Annotated in this window: 18 protein-coding genes and 2 pseudogenes; 9 read left to right on the top strand and 11 right to left on the bottom strand. The window is 72.9% G+C overall.

From position 1 onward, the window contains the following. Both ACFV4F_RS33630 and ACFV4F_RS33625 read right to left on the bottom strand, forming a co-directional pair. Positions 1 to 384 (bottom strand): annotated as a pseudogene (locus tag ACFV4F_RS33630) (SGNH/GDSL hydrolase family protein); the annotation flags it as partial. A 215-nt stretch (positions 385 to 599) separates the two neighbouring features. Further along, positions 600 to 950, bottom strand: a pseudogene (locus tag ACFV4F_RS33625) (winged helix-turn-helix transcriptional regulator); the annotation flags it as partial. 103 nt (positions 951 to 1,053) lie between these two features. Between ACFV4F_RS33625 and ACFV4F_RS33620 the strand changes: the two are divergent. Both ACFV4F_RS33620 and ACFV4F_RS33615 read left to right on the top strand, forming a co-directional pair. Further along, on the top strand, positions 1,054 to 2,268 hold the full coding sequence (locus ACFV4F_RS33620; protein ID WP_380508305.1) for a pyridoxal phosphate-dependent aminotransferase: 1,215 nt from the start codon (positions 1,054 to 1,056) through the stop codon (positions 2,266 to 2,268). A 63-nt stretch (positions 2,269 to 2,331) separates the two neighbouring features. Next, the gene (locus tag ACFV4F_RS33615) at positions 2,332 to 2,664 is read left to right on the top strand and encodes a YnfA family protein (RefSeq protein WP_380498282.1); all 333 of its coding nucleotides are present in this window, start codon (positions 2,332 to 2,334) and stop codon (positions 2,662 to 2,664) included. Positions 2,665 to 2,722: 58 nt separating this feature from the next. Here ACFV4F_RS33615 and ACFV4F_RS33610 read toward each other — a convergent pair whose 3' ends face one another. The 3 genes from ACFV4F_RS33610 to ACFV4F_RS33600 form a co-directional block, all read right to left on the bottom strand. Then, entirely contained in the window at positions 2,723 to 4,390 is a 1,668-nt protein-coding gene (locus ACFV4F_RS33610) for a fibronectin type III domain-containing protein (RefSeq protein WP_380443491.1), read from the bottom strand. A gap of 185 nt (positions 4,391 to 4,575) precedes the next feature. Continuing rightward, positions 4,576 to 4,830: a hypothetical protein gene (locus ACFV4F_RS33605; protein ID WP_380443493.1), complete on the bottom strand. Its 255-nt coding sequence runs from the start codon at positions 4,828 to 4,830 to the stop codon at positions 4,576 to 4,578. A gap of 115 nt (positions 4,831 to 4,945) precedes the next feature. Continuing rightward, the gene (locus ACFV4F_RS33600; protein ID WP_380443495.1) at positions 4,946 to 5,350 is read right to left on the bottom strand and encodes a (2Fe-2S) ferredoxin domain-containing protein; all 405 of its coding nucleotides are present in this window, start codon (positions 5,348 to 5,350) and stop codon (positions 4,946 to 4,948) included. A 112-nt stretch (positions 5,351 to 5,462) separates the two neighbouring features. On the opposite strand from ACFV4F_RS33600, the gene ACFV4F_RS33595 reads away from it, so the two are divergent. Next, positions 5,463 to 5,810: a metalloregulator ArsR/SmtB family transcription factor gene (locus ACFV4F_RS33595; protein ID WP_359968280.1), complete on the top strand. Its 348-nt coding sequence runs from the start codon at positions 5,463 to 5,465 to the stop codon at positions 5,808 to 5,810. Next, entirely contained in the window at positions 5,807 to 6,370 is a 564-nt protein-coding gene (locus ACFV4F_RS33590) for a S26 family signal peptidase (RefSeq protein ID WP_380508301.1), read from the top strand. The genes ACFV4F_RS33595 and ACFV4F_RS33590 overlap by 4 nt, the downstream gene beginning before the upstream one ends. Positions 6,371 to 6,377: 7 nt before the next feature. Here ACFV4F_RS33590 and ACFV4F_RS33585 read toward each other — a convergent pair whose 3' ends face one another. Further along, on the bottom strand, positions 6,378 to 8,237 hold the full coding sequence (locus ACFV4F_RS33585) for an FAD-binding dehydrogenase (protein WP_380508298.1): 1,860 nt from the start codon (positions 8,235 to 8,237) through the stop codon (positions 6,378 to 6,380). A gap of 132 nt (positions 8,238 to 8,369) precedes the next feature. On the opposite strand from ACFV4F_RS33585, the gene ACFV4F_RS33580 reads away from it, so the two are divergent. Further along, positions 8,370 to 9,320: an SGNH/GDSL hydrolase family protein gene (locus ACFV4F_RS33580; RefSeq protein ID WP_380508296.1), complete on the top strand. Its 951-nt coding sequence runs from the start codon at positions 8,370 to 8,372 to the stop codon at positions 9,318 to 9,320. Positions 9,321 to 9,386: 66 nt separating this feature from the next. Here ACFV4F_RS33580 and ACFV4F_RS33575 read toward each other — a convergent pair whose 3' ends face one another. Next, positions 9,387 to 10,508 carry a HoxN/HupN/NixA family nickel/cobalt transporter gene (locus tag ACFV4F_RS33575; protein WP_380443503.1) on the bottom strand — a complete coding sequence of 374 codons (1,122 nt, stop codon included), beginning with the start codon at positions 10,506 to 10,508 and terminating at the stop codon, positions 9,387 to 9,389. A gap of 268 nt (positions 10,509 to 10,776) precedes the next feature. Between ACFV4F_RS33575 and ACFV4F_RS33570 the strand changes: the two genes are divergently transcribed. Then, positions 10,777 to 12,639, top strand: coding sequence for a CocE/NonD family hydrolase (locus ACFV4F_RS33570; protein WP_380508293.1), 1,863 nt, complete (start codon positions 10,777 to 10,779; stop codon positions 12,637 to 12,639). 47 nt (positions 12,640 to 12,686) lie between these two features. Further along, positions 12,687 to 13,379, top strand: coding sequence for an aspartate/glutamate racemase family protein (locus tag ACFV4F_RS33565; protein WP_380508291.1), 693 nt, complete (start codon positions 12,687 to 12,689; stop codon positions 13,377 to 13,379). Positions 13,380 to 13,545: 166 nt separating this feature from the next. Here the strand turns inward: ACFV4F_RS33565 and ACFV4F_RS33560 are convergent, their stop codons facing one another. Both ACFV4F_RS33560 and ACFV4F_RS33555 read right to left on the bottom strand, forming a co-directional pair. After that, a complete protein-coding gene (locus ACFV4F_RS33560) occupies positions 13,546 to 14,202 on the bottom strand; it encodes a tetratricopeptide repeat protein (RefSeq protein ID WP_380508288.1) in 657 nt (218 codons plus the stop codon). Beyond that, positions 14,199 to 14,519 (bottom strand): cupin domain-containing protein, encoded by a 321-nt coding sequence (locus tag ACFV4F_RS33555; protein WP_380508285.1) that lies wholly within the window; start codon positions 14,517 to 14,519, stop codon positions 14,199 to 14,201. The genes ACFV4F_RS33560 and ACFV4F_RS33555 overlap by 4 nt, the downstream gene beginning before the upstream one ends. 138 nt (positions 14,520 to 14,657) lie before the next feature. Here ACFV4F_RS33555 and ACFV4F_RS33550 point away from each other — a divergent pair, with 138 nt between their 5' ends. Further along, the gene (locus ACFV4F_RS33550) at positions 14,658 to 15,500 is read left to right on the top strand and encodes a hypothetical protein (RefSeq protein ID WP_380508282.1); all 843 of its coding nucleotides are present in this window, start codon (positions 14,658 to 14,660) and stop codon (positions 15,498 to 15,500) included. A gap of 123 nt (positions 15,501 to 15,623) precedes the next feature. Here the strand turns inward: ACFV4F_RS33550 and ACFV4F_RS33545 are convergent, their stop codons facing one another. Then, positions 15,624 to 16,475 carry a helix-turn-helix transcriptional regulator gene (locus ACFV4F_RS33545; RefSeq protein ID WP_380443515.1) on the bottom strand — a complete coding sequence of 284 codons (852 nt, stop codon included), beginning with the start codon at positions 16,473 to 16,475 and terminating at the stop codon, positions 15,624 to 15,626. A 104-nt stretch (positions 16,476 to 16,579) separates the two neighbouring features. Between ACFV4F_RS33545 and ACFV4F_RS33540 the strand changes: the two genes are divergently transcribed. Continuing rightward, a complete protein-coding gene (locus ACFV4F_RS33540) occupies positions 16,580 to 17,311 on the top strand; it encodes an SDR family oxidoreductase (protein WP_380443517.1) in 732 nt (243 codons plus the stop codon). Positions 17,312 to 17,334: 23 nt separating this feature from the next. Here the strand turns inward: ACFV4F_RS33540 and ACFV4F_RS33535 are convergent. Further along, positions 17,335 to 17,616: HAD family hydrolase (locus ACFV4F_RS33535; RefSeq protein ID WP_380508280.1), on the bottom strand; the 282-nt coding region annotated here is incomplete at its 5' end.

The following is a 17,616-nucleotide window of genomic DNA, read 5'->3' as shown; positions in this document are numbered from 1 at the left end:
CACCCCCTGTAGCGGGGGCCGCCGGCGGGCCCCGCCCCCCCGCCGGGGGGGGGGGGGGGGGGGGGGGGCGCGCGCGCGGGGGCCCCCGCGGCCCCGCCGGCGGGGGCCCCCGCGGCCGAGCAGCCGCTCGACCTCGGCGATGTCGCAGCCGGGGCGCAGCACGTCGTTGAGGCCGCCGGCGAGGGTGACGAGGTCGGCGCCCATCCCGGCCGCGACGGCGAGCTGTTCGTCGTGGATCTGGCCGATGAGCTTGCCGCGGACGGCGAGGTTGGCGTAGCGGAAGGCGTCGGCGCCGGGCGCTTCGGCCAGTTCGTCCGCGAGCGCGGCGGCGACCCGGTCGGCCCAGCCGCGGTAGTGGCCGTCGGGCATGAGGTCGTCGCACATGCCTTCGGTGAAGGAGTCCCCGACGGCGACGTAACTGCGGTACGTGGTGGGCACGGGCGCTCTCCGCTCTCCTCCGACTGCTCCGTGGTCCGACGATCGTACGCATGGACCGGAGCGGCGCCGTCCGCCACCCCCCGTCAGCCGGCGCCGTCCGCCGCCCCCCGTCAGCCGGTGGCGGCCGCGACCACGTCGACGGCCTCCGGCGCCCCCGTGACCCAGTGCTCCCGCACCGCGTCCGTCGGCCGCTGCTCGCCGAGGGCCGGCAGGCCCCACTCGCCCAACGCCTCGATGACGCGGCGCAGTTCGCGGCCGCGCCCGGTGAGCTCGTAGACCGTGGCGCTGGCGGGCGGTTCGAGCCGGCGGCGCAGCACGAGGCCCTCGCCCTCCAGCTGCTTGAGCCGGGCGGCGAGGATGTCGGTGGAGACGCCGGGCAGGTCGGCGTGCAGGTCGGTGTAGCGACGCGGGCCGCGGAGGAGTTCACGGACGATCAGGAGACTCCAGCGCTCCCCCACCGCGTCCAGGGCGCGGGCGACGGCGCAGTACTGGTCGTAGCTTCGGCGTGACATGTGGATCAGCATAGCCAAAAGGTTGGACTTTCCAAGTGCTTACTTGGTAGAACAAAGCTGCAGAGCGCGAACGGGGTGTGACCGTAACGGTCGGGAGGCCGCAGTGGAGTTTCGGCAGTCCAGCAAGCTGAATGACGTGTGCTACGAGATCCGCGGCCCGGTGGTCGACCAGGCCAACGCGCTGGAGGAGGCCGGGCACAGCGTCCTGCGGCTGAACACCGGCAACCCGGCGCCGTTCGGCTTCGAGGCGCCCGAGGAGATCATCCAGGACATCATCCGCAACCTCCCGAAGGCGCACGGGTACAGCGACTCGCGCGGCATCCTGCCCGCCCGCCGCGCGGTGGTGCAGTACTACCAGCAGCGCGGGGTGCAGGGCGTCGACGTCAACGACGTCTACCTCGGCAACGGCGTCTCCGAGCTGATCCAGATGGCCGTCACGGCGCTCGTCGACGACGGCGACGAGGTGCTCGTCCCGATGCCGGACTACCCGCTGTGGACGGCCGTGGTGCGGCTGGCCGGCGGCAAGGCCGTCCACTACCTGTGCGACGAGGGGGCCGACTGGTACCCGAGCCTGGAGGACATCGCCGCCAAGATCACCGCCCGCACCAAGGCGATCGTGGTCATCAACCCCAACAACCCGACCGGCGCGGTGTACCCGAAGGAGCTCCTGGAGGGCATCCTCGACCTCGCCCGGCGCCACCAGCTGATGGTCCTGGCCGACGAGATCTACGACAAGATCCTCTACGACGACACCGAGCACCACTGCCTGGCCGCGCTCGCCGACGACGTCCTCACCCTGACGTTCAACGGCCTGTCCAAGGCCTACCGGGTGGCCGGCTTCCGCAGCGGCTGGCTGGTCGTCTCCGGGCCCAAGCAGCACGCCACGGACTACCTGGAGGGCCTGACGATGCTCTGCGGCATGCGGCTGTGCCCCAACGTGCCGGCGCAGTTCGCCGTCCAGGCCGCGCTCGGCGGCCACCAGTCCATCAACGACCTCGTGCTGCCCGGCGGCCGGCTCACCGAGCAGCGGGACGTCGCGTTCAAGGCGCTCAACGAGATCCCGGGCGTCAGCTGCGTCAAGCCCAAGGGCGCGCTGTACGCGTTCGCCCGGCTGGACCCGGCGGTGCACAAGATCGTCGATGACGAGCAGTTCGTGCTGGACCTGCTGCTCCGCGAGAAGATCCACGTCGTCCAGGGCACCGGCTTCAACTGGCCCCGCCCGGACCACTTCCGCTTCGTCACCCTCCCCCGGGCCGACGACCTGGAGACGGCGATCAACCGCATCGGGCGCTTCCTGGCGACGTACCGGCAGGTCTGAGCACACACCCCGGCACGTCGGAACGCACACCCCGGCACGTCGGAACGCATACCCTGGCACGTCATGACCGTCCTGCGCTCCGTCGCCCTGTTCGCCCTCGCCGCGCTCGCCGAGATCGGCGGCTGCTGGCTCGTGTGGCAGAGCGTCCGGGAGCAACGGCCGTGGTGGCTGGCCGGCGTGGGCGTCGTGGCGCTCGGCGCGTACGGGTTCGTCGCCGCGCTCCAGCCGGACGGCACCTTCGGCCGCGTCCTGGCCGCGTACGGCGGGGTGTTCGTGGCCGGCTCCCTGCTGTGGGGCGTGGCCGTGGACGGCTTCCGGCCGACCCGCTACGACGTGATCGGCGCTCTGGTCTGCCTCGCCGGGGTCGGCGTGATCATGTACGGGCCCCGGCGCTGACGCACCGGTGCCCCGGCGTCGGTCCTCGACACCGGGGCACCGTCACGACCGCTCGGGACTACCAGCCCCAGCCGCCGCCCTCGCCGTCGTCGTCGCGGCCGGAGTCCCAGCCCTCGCCGACCTTGCGCAGGATCGTGTAGTTGTCGATCTGCGTGCCGTTCTCGGCCAGCGCGGTGACCTTCATGACCGACTTCTGGCCCAGCTGGGCCGGGGTCACGTCGACCTTGATGAAGGAGTAGCCGGTGTAGCGCACCCGCGACCACTGGATGGTCTCGGGGGTCTTCACCCGCCCCTTGCTCCAGTAGTAGCTCTGGACCTCGTCCTGGTGGTTCTCGTGGCCCTCGTAGGTGTCCGGGGTCGCGAAGTTGTACAGGCTGCGCCCGGCGGCACCGGCGGTCACGTAGACCACGCCGTCCTTCTCGGGCTCGATGGTGGCGCCGCTCGGCACCTGCTTGGAGACCTTGTTGCCCAGGATGGCGTCGGTGCGCTCGTAGATGTGGTTGTGGCCGTTGATGACCAGGTCCACCCGGTACTTCTCGAACAGCGGCACCCAGGCCTCGCGGACGCCGCCCTCGGAGGCGTGCGCGACCGTGGTGGAGAAGGCGCAGTGGTGGAAGAAGACCACGATGAAGTCGACGGTCTCGTCGCCGCGCAGGTCCTTGAGCGTGCGCTCCAGCCACCGGGTCTGCTTGCCCGCGGAGAGGCCGAGGTTGGCCGGGATCTCGTAGGAGACGTCGTTGGCGTCCAGGGAGATGACGCCGACGTTCTTGTAGCGGAAGGTGTAGACGCCGGGGACGTTGCGCGGGTCCGGCCCGTTGTCCGGCAGGAAGAAGCGGGTGTTCTCGCCGCCGTAGCCGTTGGGCGAGTACCAGGCCTCGATGTCGTGGTTGCCGTAGGCGACCATCCACGGGATGTCGGCGGCGACCGTCTCGGTCTGGACCAGGAAGGCGTCCCAGGTCTTCGCGTTGTAGACGGCCTTGTCCGGGTCGGTGCCGGAGCCGGCCGGGTCGGCGTAGCAGATGTCGCCGGCGTGCAGGTGGAAGGCCGGCTTCTGGGCCTTGATGATGTTGTCGTTGCCCGCCGCGTGCGCGCTGACGCCCTGGTCGCCGAACGCGGTGAAGGTGAACGGCTCGTACACCCTGCCCCAGCGGTGGTCGCGGGAGGGCGCGGTGCGGAAGGTGTGCAGCGTGGAGATCTGCTGCTGCGAGGCCGGGTCGAAGCCCTGGTGGCCGACGCCGTAGTAGTACGTGGTGTCCGGCTCCAGGTCCTCCAGCGCCACGTGCAGGTAGTACTGGTCCACCGGCTGGCCGGTCGGGGTCAGCGCCGGGGTGTGCAGGGCACGGACCTCGGCCTCGACCTTGTGGCCGAGGTCCCACGGGTGCTTGCCGAAGCGCAGGAAAGGCTTCTTGACCGGCACCGGCACCTGCCACGAGATGCGGAACTGGGTGTCCGGCTCGGCGCCGAACTGGAGGTGACGGCCGGTCGGCGCGACCACCGCACCGTCGATCCCGTCCGCCGTGCCGCCCGTCAGCAGCTGCGGGGTGGCCGGCGCCGCGAAGGCGGTGCCGCTGCCCAGGGCACCGCCCACCGCGACCGCACCGACCGTGACGGCACCGGCGCGGAGCATCCGGCGACGGGAGAAGCGGGCCCGCAGGTACTCGTGCTGCTCGGCCATGCTCATGCGGTCGGCGAGCTTGGCCGGTACGCCCATGTGAGGGATATCCATGCGCGGGACTCTTCCAGCGGCGCGTGGCCCGTGCACGGACGCGCGGTGAACGGACAGGTGCGCGAACACCACCCGGACGCCAATACCCGGTCAAGTCCAGGCAAAGATCATGTCCACGACCATTCCGACACCGGATCATGGCCTCCCCGTGGTGGCGGACATGACCGGCCGTCGGACGTCGGGCCTCAGCCGGACGGCTCGTCCCAGCTCGTGGTGGCGCGGTTGCCCGTGCCGTCGCAGGTGCGGCAGATCTCGTCGCGGTAGGCGTGCTTGGCGCCGGTCGCGTCCACCCGGTAGCGGACGTACACCCCGGTGCCGTCGCACAGGAAGCAGTTGCCGCCCCCGCCGCCGACCTCCGTCGTCCCGGTGCCCTGGCAGGTGCGGCAGTTGAGGCCGGCGGTGCGGCCGGTGCCCGCGCAGATGCGGCAGACCGTGGTCATCGTCTTCCTCCCTGGGCGGATCCGCTCGGAGCCACCGGTCATGCTAGTCGGGCCAGTTGACCCCGCGTGAGACTTGTGTACGCATGACCGGGGCGACCCCGTCACGACGGGGGCCTCACTCCGGCAGGCCCTCGCGGATCCGGCGCGAGACCGCGACCTCCTGCAGGTCGAGCAGGCCCGGCGGATCGGCCAGGCCGGGGCCGCCCGCGTGCACCCACGCGGCGATCTCGTCGATCATGTCGTCGGCCAGCACCCAGCCCAGCCAGACCGGCCGGCCCCCGGCCGCCCGCCCCTCGCCGGACGGGCCCACCACGACCACGTTCGAATGCGTGCACGCGTCCAGGCACTTGACCGCCCGCACCCGGCCCGCCGACCCGACCGCCGTCCGCAGCCGCTCGTACTGCCCGGCGTGGTCCACACCCGGGTGCTTCTGCTCGGTGCCGCAGCAGCACCCGCGGCAGACCGTGACGGTCACCGGGGAGGCGGCGGCACGCGGGCGGTCGCGGTCTCGGCGGCTCATGGGTTCGGCTTCTCCTCTGGTCGGCGGCCCGTTCGGCCTCCGCAGCGTACCCGCACGGTTCCGGCCCACCGGCGGGTGCCGTCCGCCCGCGGGCGGTCCGTAGGATGCCCCCATGGGACATGCGACCGCCGACAGCGCCGTACCGCGGATGCGCCTGGACGCGTCCAACGCGGCCAAGGTGGCCACCACCCTCCAGGCCCTGGCCACCCCGTCCCGCCTGCTGATCCTCGGCCGGCTACGGGAGGGCCCGATGGCCGCCACCGAACTCGCCGAGGCCGTCGGCCTGGAACAGTCCGCGTGCTCGCACCAGCTGCGGCTGCTGCGCAACCTCGGCCTGGTCGTCGGCGAGCGCCGCGGCCGCTCGGTCGTCTACTCGCTGCACGACGACCACGTGGCCGCGCTGCTCGACCAGGCCGTCTACCACGTCGACCACCTGCGCCTGGGCCTGGCCGACCGGTGAACGGGAAGCGGCTGCGGAGGATCGCGCTCCGGGCGGCGGGACTGGTCGCGGTGGGCCTCGGCTTCGCCGTGCTCCTCACCGGCTACGCGACGAAGACCCTGGACGACGACCTGCTGCTCACCGACCGGGTCCGGGCCGAAGACGTGCAGCGCGGCGAGATCCACTACCTCGGCACCCCGCCGGCCACGGACCACGCCTTCCTCGAACGGGTCATGGCCCTCGCCGGCGACCGGATCACCTGCCGGGCCGGGCGGTTCACGCTCAACGGGAAGCCGGTGGACGGCTCGTGCCCGCGCGACGTCGACGTCACCGTCCTGCCGGGCCAGGCCTTCGTCGAGGACCGGCAGGGCACGGCGACGGTGGACCTGGCGCAGCTCGGCGAGCGGGTGGTCTGGCACACCGGCACCGATGTCGAAACGCCTCCCCTGCCGGGCAAGTTGACCGGCGCGATCGTCCTGCTCGTCCTCGGCCCGCTCCTGTTCTTCGCCGACGGGATCGCCGCCCTCGTCGCCGCCGCCGCCTCCGGCCGAGCCGGGAAGGCTCCGATCGGCGCGAACTGACGAATCGTCAGGCCGTCGCCTCCGCCGCCGCGCGGCCTGCGGCGCGGCCCGAGAACAGGCAGCCCCCGAGGAACGTCCCCTCCAGCGAGCGGTAGCCGTGCACGCCTCCGCCGCCGAAGCCCGCCGCCTCGCCCGCCGCGTACAGGCCCGGGAGCACCTCGCCGTCCGGCCGCAGGACGCGTGAGGCGAGGTCGGTCTCCAGGCCCCCGAGGGACTTGCGCGTCAGGACGGTGAGGCGCACGGCGATCAGCGGGGCCGCGGACGGGTCGAGGATGCGGTGCGGGGCGGCGGTGCGCACCAGGCGGTCGCCGAGGTAGCGGCGGGCGCCGTGGATCGCGGTGACCTGGAGGTCCTTGGCGAAGGGGTTGGCCAGCTGCCGGTCGCGGTCCTCGACGGTGCGGCGCAGCTCGTCCGGGTCGATCAGCGGCCGGCGGGTCCTGGCGTTCATGCCGCGGGCGAGGTCGGGGAGGTTGCCCGCGACGACGAAGTCGGGCCCGTGCCGCAGGTGGCCCTTGACCGGGCCGGGGGCGCCGGGCAGCGCGCGGCCGAGCACGCCGCGCACCGACCGCCCGGTCAGGTCCGGGTTCTGCTCGGAGCCGGAGAGGGTGAACTCCTTCTCGATGATGCGCTGGTTGAGCACGAACCAGGTGTGCTCGTGCCCGGTGGCCATGATGTGTTCGAGCGTCCCGAGGGTGTCGAAGCCGGGGAACAGCGGCACGGGCAGCCGGCGGCCGGTCGCGTCGAGCCAGAGCGAGGACGGGCCGGGCAGGATCCGGATGCCGTGCCGGGCCCAGACCGGGTCCCAGTTCTCGATGCCCTCGGTGTAGTGCCACATCCGGTCGCCGTTGATCAGGTTCCCGCCGACCGCGCCGGCGATGCCGAGCATCAGGCCGTCGACGTGCGCGGGCACGCCGGAGAGCAGCCGCGCGGGCGGGGTGCCGAGCCGGGCGGGCCAGGCCCTGCGGACGAGTTCGTGGTTGCCGCCGATGCCGCCGGAGGTCACGATCACGGCCCGGGCGCGCAGTTCGAACCGTCCGGCGACGTCCCGTGAGCTGGCCTCGCCGCGGGCGGCCGCGCTGGGCTCCAGCACCTCCCCGGTGACGGTGTCGGTGACGCCCGCGGTGGCCGCGAGCCCGGTGACGCGGTGGCGGAACCGGAGATCGACGAGCCCGCGGGCGGCCGCGGCGCGCACCCGGCGGACGAAGGGTTCGAGCAGCCCCGGCCCGGTGCCCCAGGTGATGTGGAAGCGGGGCACCGAGTTGCCCGGCCCGTCGGCGAGGAAGCCGCCGCGCTCGGCCCAGCCCACCACGGGGAAGAACCGCACGCCCATCCCGTGCAGCCAGGCCCGCTTCTCGCCGGCCGCGAAGTCGACGTAGGCCTCGGCCCAGCGGCGCGGCCAGGCGTCCTCGGGCCGGTCGAAGCCCGCGGTGCCGCGCCAGTCCTGGAGGGCGAGGGCGTGCGAGTCGCGGATCCGCATCCGGCGCTGCTCGGGGGAGTCGACGAGGAAGAGGCCGCCGAAGGACCAGTGCGCCTGGCCGCCGAAGGAGGCCGCGGGCTCCTGGTCGAGCAGGATCACCTTCCGTCCGGCGTCGGCGAGTTCGGCGGTGGCGGTGAGACCGGCGAGTCCCGCTCCGATGACGATGACGTCGGCGTCCAGGGCCATTGCGCAGTCCTCCGTCGCGGGGGTGCGGACGGCGCGGGGGGACGGGCGCCGTCGCTGTGCGCCCGATACTGCGGCCTGCGGTGACGTCCGGTCAACCGGCGGCGGCCGCAGGTGACAAGCAGTGGCACCAATTCCGCTCCGGGGCGTTTCGGAAATACCTTCGATACACACCGGAGCGTAATTCGAAATAACCTGCGGCCCCATCTGACGCATTTTCGAGAAATTCCCCGCCGAGGATGGACGGGCACGAAACCTGGCAGTAACTTACCTGTGAGTAGCTGTGGCGCCCGGCTGGCACGACCCCCACCTCGTCGTTTCTCTCCCCCAGGAGGAACCGTGTTCCGCCCTGCCCGGAATCAGCCCCACCGCTCGCGCGTCCGCCGCGCCCGCAATTCCGCGCTCGCCGCCGTCGCCCTCGGCGCCGCGCTCGCGCTCACCACGACGACCGCCCAGGCGGCCACCCCCGCCCCGAAGCACTACGTGGCGCTCGGCGACTCCTACGCCGCCGGCGCGGGCGTGCCCGGCCAGTCCGCCGGCCTGTGCCTGCGCTCCGACCACAACTACGGCCACCTCGTCGCCGCCGCCCTCCACGCGGGCGCCTACACCGACGTCACCTGCGCCGCAGCCAAGGTCAAGAACGTCACCGAGTCCCAGTACGACCTGTTCCTGAAGGTCAACGACCCGCAGCTGGACGCCGTGACCCCGGACGCCGACCTCATCACCCTCGGCATCGGCGGCAACGACCTCGGCACCAGCGACATCGGCATCGGCGACGTCATCGCCACCTGCATCGCCGGCGCCGTCGTCAACCCGCTCGGCACGCCCTGCCAGGACGTCTACAACCACGGCCACTGGGACTGGAGCAGCTGGAGCTGGCAGTACGGCGAGGACGATCTCGCCGACCGCATCGACGCGGCGCAGCCCCGGCTCGCCGCCGCGATCGCCACGATCCGCGCCAAGGCCCCCAAGGCCAAGCTCCTGCTGGTCGGATACCCGTCCGTGCTGCCCGCCGACGGCTCGTCCTGCGTGCTGCGCCAGCCCATCGCGCCGCGCGACATCCCGTACCTGTACCGGACGCTGAGCAGCCTCAACGCCATGCTCAAGGCCACCGCCGCGAGCAGCGGCGCGGTCTACGTCGACACGCGGACGCCGACCGCCGGGCACGACGCCTGCTCGGACGACCGCTGGGTCGAGGGCGCGCTGCCCGGCTCGCCCGCCGTGCCGTTCCACCCGAACGCGACGGGCGAGAAGGTGATGGCCGACGCGGTGCTGGCCGCGCTGCGCTGACCCCGGAACGCCGAAGGGGCGGCGGACCGCACTCCGGTCCGCCGCCCCTTCGTACCGCTCCGGGGACTACTCCGCCTCGCTGCCGGCCGAGACCAGGCCCGCCGACCACTTCTCCTCGACCTTGCCGAACTTCCAGAACAGGATCGCCCCGGCCCAGGTGACCACGAACAGGCCGACGATCGCGTAGCCGACGAAGTTGAGGTCCAGGGAGCCGATCCAGCCGATCGGGCCGCTGGTGATGTCCAGCTTCTCGCCGAGCAGGCCGATCAGCTCGATCAGGCCGATCACCAGCGCGACCAGGACCGACAGGCCGGTGACGGTCAGGTTGTAGTAGATCTTGCGGACCGGGCGGGAGAACGCCCACTCGTAGGCGAAGTTCATGAACGAACCGTCGATCGTGTCCAGCAGGCTCATCCCGGCCGCGAACAGGATCGGCAGCGTCAGCAGCGCGTACCAGGGCAGCGAGAAGGCCGCCGCGCCGCCCGCCAGCACCAGCAGCGAGACCTCGGTCGCGGTGTCGAAGCCGAGCCCGAACAGCAGGCCCACCGGGTACATGTGCCAGGGCTTGGTGACCGCCCGGGTGACCTTGCCGAGGATGCGGTTCATCAGCCCGCGCTTCTCCAGCTGGCGCTCCAGCTCCTCCTCGTCGTACTCGCCGACGCGCATCTTGCGGAAGACCTTGAGGATGCCGTTGAAGGCGCCCAGGTTGATCAGGCCGAGCAGCAGCAGGAACGTCCCCGAGACGGTGGTGCCGATCAGGCCCGTCATCCGGTGCAGCGTCGAGTCGTCCGCCTCGACCTGGTCCGCGAGCGAGCGGATGCCGAAGGCCAGCAGGGCGCAGAGGCCGAAGACGATCGAGGAGTGGCCGAGCGAGAACCAGAAGCCGACCGACAGCGGCCGCTTCCCCTGGCCCATCAGCTTGCGGGTGGTGTTGTCGATCGCCGCGATGTGGTCCGCGTCGAAGGCGTGCCGCATGCCGAGGGTGTAGGCGGTGAGGCCCATGCCGGCCCCGAAGACCTGGCCGCCGACGTCGTAGTGCTCGGGCGCGACGAGCGCCAGCAGCGTGAACCAGCCGATCACGTGCAGCGCGAGGATGAAGCCGCCCATGCCGGCCAGGCGGATCCACTCCTCGCGGGTGAGCCGGTGCCACCATCTGACGGACGGGGCACCTGCGGCGGGGCTGGCCATTGCTGTGGTCCTTTCGGGGGAGCGGAGTGCGGGGACATCCTTCCCTCGACCGGGAGGCAGTTGCAAGCCGTTCGCAAATACTGAAGCACTGCGGACACAAACACGCGCTGGCGAGCCCCGAACACGCCGGGTGAAGGCGGTGCAAATCCGGGCCTTCACCACCGCGCCCGATTCATCAGGAAATCGGCCGACTCCTCCCCTAGGGTCGGAATGCCGGCACGCACACCCCCGTCGGCGTTCACCGGCCCGGGACCCGATGGGAGCGGCAATGCCGTCGTACCCCTTCCACACCACCCGCGAGGACGTCCGCATCCCCCTGCCCGACGGCACCGAGCTGTCCGCCCGGGTGTGGCGGCCGGTCAGCGACGAACCCGTCCCCGCCCTCCTGGAGTACTCCGCCGGACGGCTCACCGACTGGTCCGCCGCCGACGACGCCCGCCGCCACCCCTGGTACGCCGGCCACGGCTACGCCGCCGTCCGGGTCGACACCCGCGGTCACGGCAACTCCGGCGGCCTGCCCGTCACCCCCGGCGACGACCGGGAGCTCGCCGACGGCACCGCCGTGATCGCCTGGCTCGCCGCCCGCCCCTGGTGCAGCGGCCGGGTCGGGCTGCTCGGCGTCGGCGCGGCCGGTACCACGGCCCTGCAACTCGCCGCGCGCTCCCCCGAGACCGTCCGCGCCGTCGTCACCGCCTGCCCCGAGGGCGGCCACCGGCTCGGCGGCGCCGTCCTCGCCGCCGACCTCCACACCCGGCTCACCGCCCTGGTCGCCTCCGCCGCCCGGCCGCCGGACCCCCGCCACGTCGGCGACGCCTGGCGCCCGCAGTGGCTGGCCCGGCTCGAATCCCTGGAACCGCCGGCCGAACGCTGGCTCGCCGCCGGGGAGACGTCCGTCCCGGTCTCCGTCCCCGCACTCGCGATCGCCGGGTGGGGCGACCCGTCCTGCTCGTTCGTCCTGCGCCTGCTCGCCACCTCGCCCGAGGCCCGCGCCCTGGTCGGCCCCTGGCCGCACGGCCTGCCCGAGGACACCCTCCCCGAGACCCTCCGCTGGTGGGACCACTGGCTGCGCGACATCGACACCGGCGTCCGCAGGGAACCGGCCCTGCGCAGCCTGCTCGGCACCCGGTGGGTCGGCGACGAGGCCTGGCCCTCCCCCGACGTCCGCGAGATCCACTACGGCCTCGACGGCCAGCTGCAGACCGCCGGCACCACCTCCGACGACCGCTACGTCCACGTCCGCTCGCCCCAGCACACCGGCCTCAACGCGGGCGCCTACGTCCCGCTCGGCCGGCCCGCCGACCGGGCGCCGGACCAGCGCGAGGAGGACGGGCGCTCGGTCTGCTTCGACTCCCGGCCGCAGCCCGAGCCCGTCGAGGTCCTCGGCATCCCGTCCGTCCGGCTGCGGCTGCGCGAGGACGGGCGGCCGGCCCTGATCGTCGCGCGGCTGTGCGCGGTCCGGCCGGACGGGACGTCGGAACTGATCACCCGGGGCGTACTGGTGACGTCGGGCACGGCCGACGTCACCGTCGAACTGGCCGCCTGCGCGTTCTCCCTCCCGGCCGGGCACCGGCTGCGGCTCGCGCTCTCGTCCGTGTACTGGCCGTGGGTGTGGCCCGCCCCCGATGGCTCCGGGTACGCCGTCGACCCGTCGCACAGCACCCTCACCCTGCCCGTCCGCCACCTCGCCGCCGACGTGGGCGCGACAGCCGTCGTCCTGGAGTCCCCGGTGCTGCCCGACCCGCTCGCCGTCCACCTCACCGAGCCGCTCACCGCCCGCCCCGAACGCGTCACCGTCCACGACCTCGGCCGCCACGAGTGGCGCACCGAACTCTCCCCCGCCGCCGACGGCACCCGCACCCAGCCCGACGGCCTCGTCCGCGACGAGCACACCGTGACCGCCTACCGCGTCCTCACCGACGCCCCCCTCAGCGCCCAGGCCCGCACCGACCACACCACCCGCCTGGAACGCCCCGACCTCGGCTGGGACGTCACCCTCCAGACCCGCGCCCAACTCCGGTGCGACGCCACCCACTTCATCAGCATCGTCCAGCTCCGCGCCCTGGAGGCCGGCTCGGTCGTCTTCACGAGGGAATGGCAGCACCGCGTACCGCGGGACACCCCTCAAAGTTAGCCTTATATATTTGCATGAAATTCGCCTCTGTCTTTATATTTGGCCCCATGAAGACCCTCGGCCTGATCGGCGGCATGAGCTGGGAATCCACCGCCGAGTACTACCGCCTCCTCAACGAACTCGCCCGGGAGCGGCTCGGCGGACTGCACTCCGCCCGACTCGTGCTCTACTCGGTCGACTTCGCCACCGTCGAACGCCTCCAGACCGAAGGCCGCTGGACCGAGGCCGGCGAACTCCTCGCCGACGCCGCACGCTCCCTGGAGGCGGCCGGGGCCGACCTGCTGCTGATCTGCACCAACACCATGCACAAGGTCGCCGACCAGGTCTCCTCCGCCGTCACCATCCCCCTCCTCCACCTCGCCGACGCCACCGCGGCCGCCGTCCGCACCGCCGGCCTGCGCCGGGTCGGGCTGCTGGGCACGGCGTTCACGATGGAACAGGACTTCTACCGCGGCCGGCTCGCATCGAGCGGCGGCCTGGACGTCCTCGTCCCGGACCCGGAGGGCCGCGCACTCGTGCACCGGGTCATCTACGAGGAGCTGTGCGTCGGCGTCGTCCGCGAGGAGTCGCGCGCCGCGTACCGCCGGGTGATCGCCGAGCTGGTCGCCGCTGGCGCCGAGGGCATCATCCTCGGCTGCACCGAGATCGAACTCCTCGTCCACGCCGAGGACAGCCCCGTCCCCGTCTTCCCCACCGCCCGCCTCCACGCCGAGGCGGCCATCGCGGCGGCGCTCGCCTGAACCACTCGTCTGGCCGTCGACCGTGAGGCGCACTCCGCGTTCACCGGCGCCGGTCGCCGCTGGGGAGTTCCACTTCGGGCTGCTCTGAACCCATGGGAGCGCCCGGCAGGCCGGGCCTGCCGGGGCTCTCTCCCCCCACCTCTGAGATGAGCCAAACTCCCCTTTCCTACACGGAAGTTGAGCGAAGCTTGAGCTTCGCGTCCGCAACCCAGCGCAGGACGCCGTGCGACTCCGTCTCGGTCGCCAGGCGCTCCGCCTCGGCCAGGGTCGCGACGGCATCGTCCTCCCGGCCCTCCTGGGCGGCTATGTACGCCAGGCCCACCAGGTTCGCCGCCACGCCCGCACGGAAGTTCAGCTTCCTCCGCAGCGCGGTGGACTCCTCCAAACATGCGCGGGCTTCCGCCAACCGGCCGGCCATGTGGGCCAGGATGCCGAGGTGGCGCAGGGCGTAGGACCGGATGAGGTCGTCGTCGGCTTGCTCCGCCAGCTCAAGTGCCCGCTCGAAGAACGGGCGCGCGGCCTCGGCGTCCCCGCGCACCAACTGCTGGTACGTGCCGATCCAGAACTGGGCGTCGGCACGGCCCCTCATGTCCCCCAGCGCCTCGTAGAGCTCGTCCGCCCGCGAGAAGAGCGTCAACTCCCCTTCCTCCGCCACCCCTTCCGCGAGGAACCGGGCATGGAGGTTCCGGCCGCGGGCCATCGCGAGGTCCGCCTCCACCGCGTCGAGGCAGCGGTCGGCGGCGGGGATGGCGTCGGCGTCGGCGCCGAATACGGCACGATCGTAGAGCCGCGCGGCTTGGTCCAAGCGTTCGTCCGAGATCATGAATCGATCGTCCCAGACGAGGGCCGCTCCGGTACCTCGACGATGAGAAGCGTCCCGCGACTGCCCGGGCGCACCGCATGGACCGCACCGGCCGGCACCCGGTACAGCTCGCCCTCCGCAACGGTGAACTCAGCATCGCCCACCAGCAGTTCCAGCCGCCCCTCCACGACGACCAGCGCCTCCGCCGTCGCGTGGACCTCGGGCGGCAGCGGGCGGCCGTCCATCCGCAGGACCTTCACCACCGCCGTCCCGACCGCGGCGAGGAGCGCCGACTCCCAGGCCCCGGGCAGGGACGAAGCGGTGTGGACAAGGTTCACGGCATGCCTCCCGGCGGCACGCCCGGCCGTGGCGGCAGGCGTCCGCGTCGTTCGCGTTCGGTGGATGCCCCGGACGCTACGCGACCTGCGCGGACAATTGGTCGACCGTTCGGTAAAACCTGCGAGTAGGCTCCCGGCATGACGGACGAGGTCGGCGCGCGGGCGCTCTACGAGGCACTGCTGGACTACGAGGGCGCGCACCGGTACGAGGAGATCGTCACCCCCTGGCTCGACCGGGCCCTGCACGCCGGCTACCGCGAGGAACTCGCCACCACGGCCCGGCACCAGCCCTGGTGGGAGGATCCGGACGGACGCGAACTCAACTGGGAGCTCTACGCGTTGAGTCGCGTGAGCGACTACCTCCTGCTGGACGACACCCGGACGTGGCAGGAGTACCTCGGCTTCTTCGCCTCGCTCGGCATGACCCCGATCGTCGACGACGGCGCCTTCGACCCCTTCCACCACGAGATCGCCGAGGTCGACCAGGCCGACGACCGGGACGCGCCCGTCGAGGTGCTCGGCCTGCGCTGGCCCGGACTGATGCTCGGCGAGCTGCTGTTCAGCCGCGCCGGCGCACGGGTCCGGGCCGGCGCCGCGCACGCGGAGCGCGGGGTCGCCGACGCCTGGCCGATCTACTGGACCTTCCGCCGGCGCCACCGCCCGACCGTCGACCTCTCGCAGGGCTGGGGCAGCAACTCCCAGTGGCGCACCGAGCTGCGCCTCGACTACCGGACGGCCGACGGCGACCACCTCAACGTCGCCGAGTGCGTGCCGATCGACGGCCACCCGGACCTGCCCGCCGACCACCCGGAGAACCTCGACGAGGACGACCGCCTGCTCACCCCCGCCGAGCGCCGCGAACTGCTGCGCCACCGCACCTTCCTGCGCGCCCCGGCGGCCGCCGACGCCCTGGCGAGGTCCGAGCAGTGGAAGCGGGACTTCTTCCCGTTCGTGTGGCGGCTCCCGGCCGGCGACAGCTGAGGCCCGGACCGAGTCCGGTCACCGACCTCGCGGACCACCGGAACGCCGTCGAGCCCAGGACGGCCGGCCGGGAACCTGAACACGACGCACCAGCGGGCCGGAGCCCCGGAGCCCCGCAAGCGGTTACCGCACCGCCAGGTCCTGGTTCCCGACCACCTTGAGCAGCCGCAGCGCCTCGTGCGAGGGCGTGCCGGGCGCCGCCGTGTACAGGATGATCCACTGGTCGCGCTTCGGGTCGTGCAGCGCCTCGCAGTCGAGGTCGAGCGGGCCCACGACCGGGTGCAGGATCCGCTTGTGGTTCGAGCGGCTGGCGGAGACGTCCTGCCGCGCCCACAGCTCCCGGAACTCGGCGCTGGCCGACAGCAGGCGGTCGACCAGGCCGCGCACGCCCGCGTCGGTGGGGTAGCGGGCCGTCGCCGCCCGCAGGTCGGCGACCGCGCCGCGGCTGAACTGCTCGACGCCCGCCGGGTCGTGGCGGGAGCGGCTCTCCGGATCGGTGAAGAAGCGCCAGATCAGGTTGCGCTCGGCGGGCGGCAGGGCGGAGTAGTCGCCGAGCAGGGCGGCGGCCATGGCGTTCCAGGCGAGCAGGTCGCGGACCGCGCTGCACACCACCGCCGGGGTGTCGTCGAGCCGGTCGAGCAGGTGCAGGACGCCCGCCCTGACCTCCCGGTCGAGGCCCGGCGGCGGGCCGGGCTGCTCACCGACGAGGTGGTGGAGGTGGGCGCGCTCGTCGTCGGACAGGCGCAGGGCCCGGCCGATCGCCCCGAGCATCTGGCGGGACGGCCGCGGGCCGCGGCCCTGTTCGAGGCGGATGTAGTACTCCACCGACATGCCCGCGAGCTGGGCGACCTCCTGGCGGCGCAGGCCCGGGGTGCGGCGGCGCCCGCCGGCCGGCAGGCCGACGTCCGACGGCTGCACGCGCGCCCGCCAGCGGCGCAGGAAGGCGGCGAGCTCCGCCCGGTCGACGTGTTCCACGCCTCCAGTGTGGCCCGTCCGCTCGCCCGGCGACCATGGCACCGGCGATACCACCCTCGGCAGTGCCCTCCCGGCGCCGCCCGCGGCGGGCCAGGCTCGATGCCATGACCGAGCGCATCATCCTCATCACCGGCGCCAACAAGGGTGTCGGATTCGCCGCCGCCCGCGAACTGGGCCGGGCCGGCCACACCGTGCTGATCGGTGCCCGTGACCACGGGCGCGGCACCGCGGCCGCCGCCCGACTCACCGCCGAGGGGCTCGACGCCCACTTCGTGCGGCTCGACGTGACCGACGAGGCGTCGATCGGCGCCGCCGTCGAGCAGGTCGAGGCCGAGCACGGCCGGCTCGACACCCTCGTCAACAACGCCGGCATCACCCGGGACCGGCAGCACACGCCCGACCGGCTGCCCGTCGCCGCGATGCGGGAGGTGTACGAGACGAACGTGTTCGGCGTCGTCGCCGTCACCAACGCGCTGCTCCCGCTGCTGCGGAAGTCGTCCGCCGGCTGCGTGTGCAACGTCTCCAGCGGCCTCGCCAGCACGTCGTTCCTCGCCGACCCGGACTCCCCGGTGTGGGAGCACGCGACCCTGCTCGCGTACAACACGTCCAAGGCCGCGCTCAACGCCGTCACGCTCGTCTACGCCCGCGCCCTGCGGGAGGCCGGGGTGAAGTTCAGCTCCGTCGAACCCGGTTTCTGCGCGACGGACCTGAACGACCACACCGGCTCGCTCACCGCCGAGGAGGGCGGCCGACGGATCGCCGCGCAGGTGACGGCGGCGGCCGACGGCCCGACCGGCCGCTTCCTGAGCGAGTACGGCACCACCCTGCCCTGGTAGTCGCCTGACCCGAAAGACCCGCCCTAGGGTCGGATCAGCTCGGGCAGCTTCCGCATGTCGTCGAAGACGACCGTGTCCGGCCCGGCCAGGCGCTCCGCCGGGGTGAGACCGCCCGCGTAGCCGAGGGCGCGCATCCCGGCCGCCCGGGCGGCCTGGACGCCGGGCAGGCTGTCCTCGACGACGACGCACGCGGCCGGGTCGACGCCCATCGAGCGGGCGGCGTGCAGGAAGAGGTCGGGCGCGGGGGTGCCCCCCCCCCACCCCGGGGGCCGGTGGTTACGCCCGGCGAAGAGCTCGGAGACGCC

This window comes from Kitasatospora sp. NPDC059722, from assembly GCF_042733235.1.
Lineage (GTDB): Bacteria > Actinomycetota > Actinomycetes > Streptomycetales > Streptomycetaceae > Kitasatospora.
The sequence above is the reverse complement of the archived record's forward strand: the minus strand, read 5'-3'. Positions and strand labels throughout refer to the sequence as shown.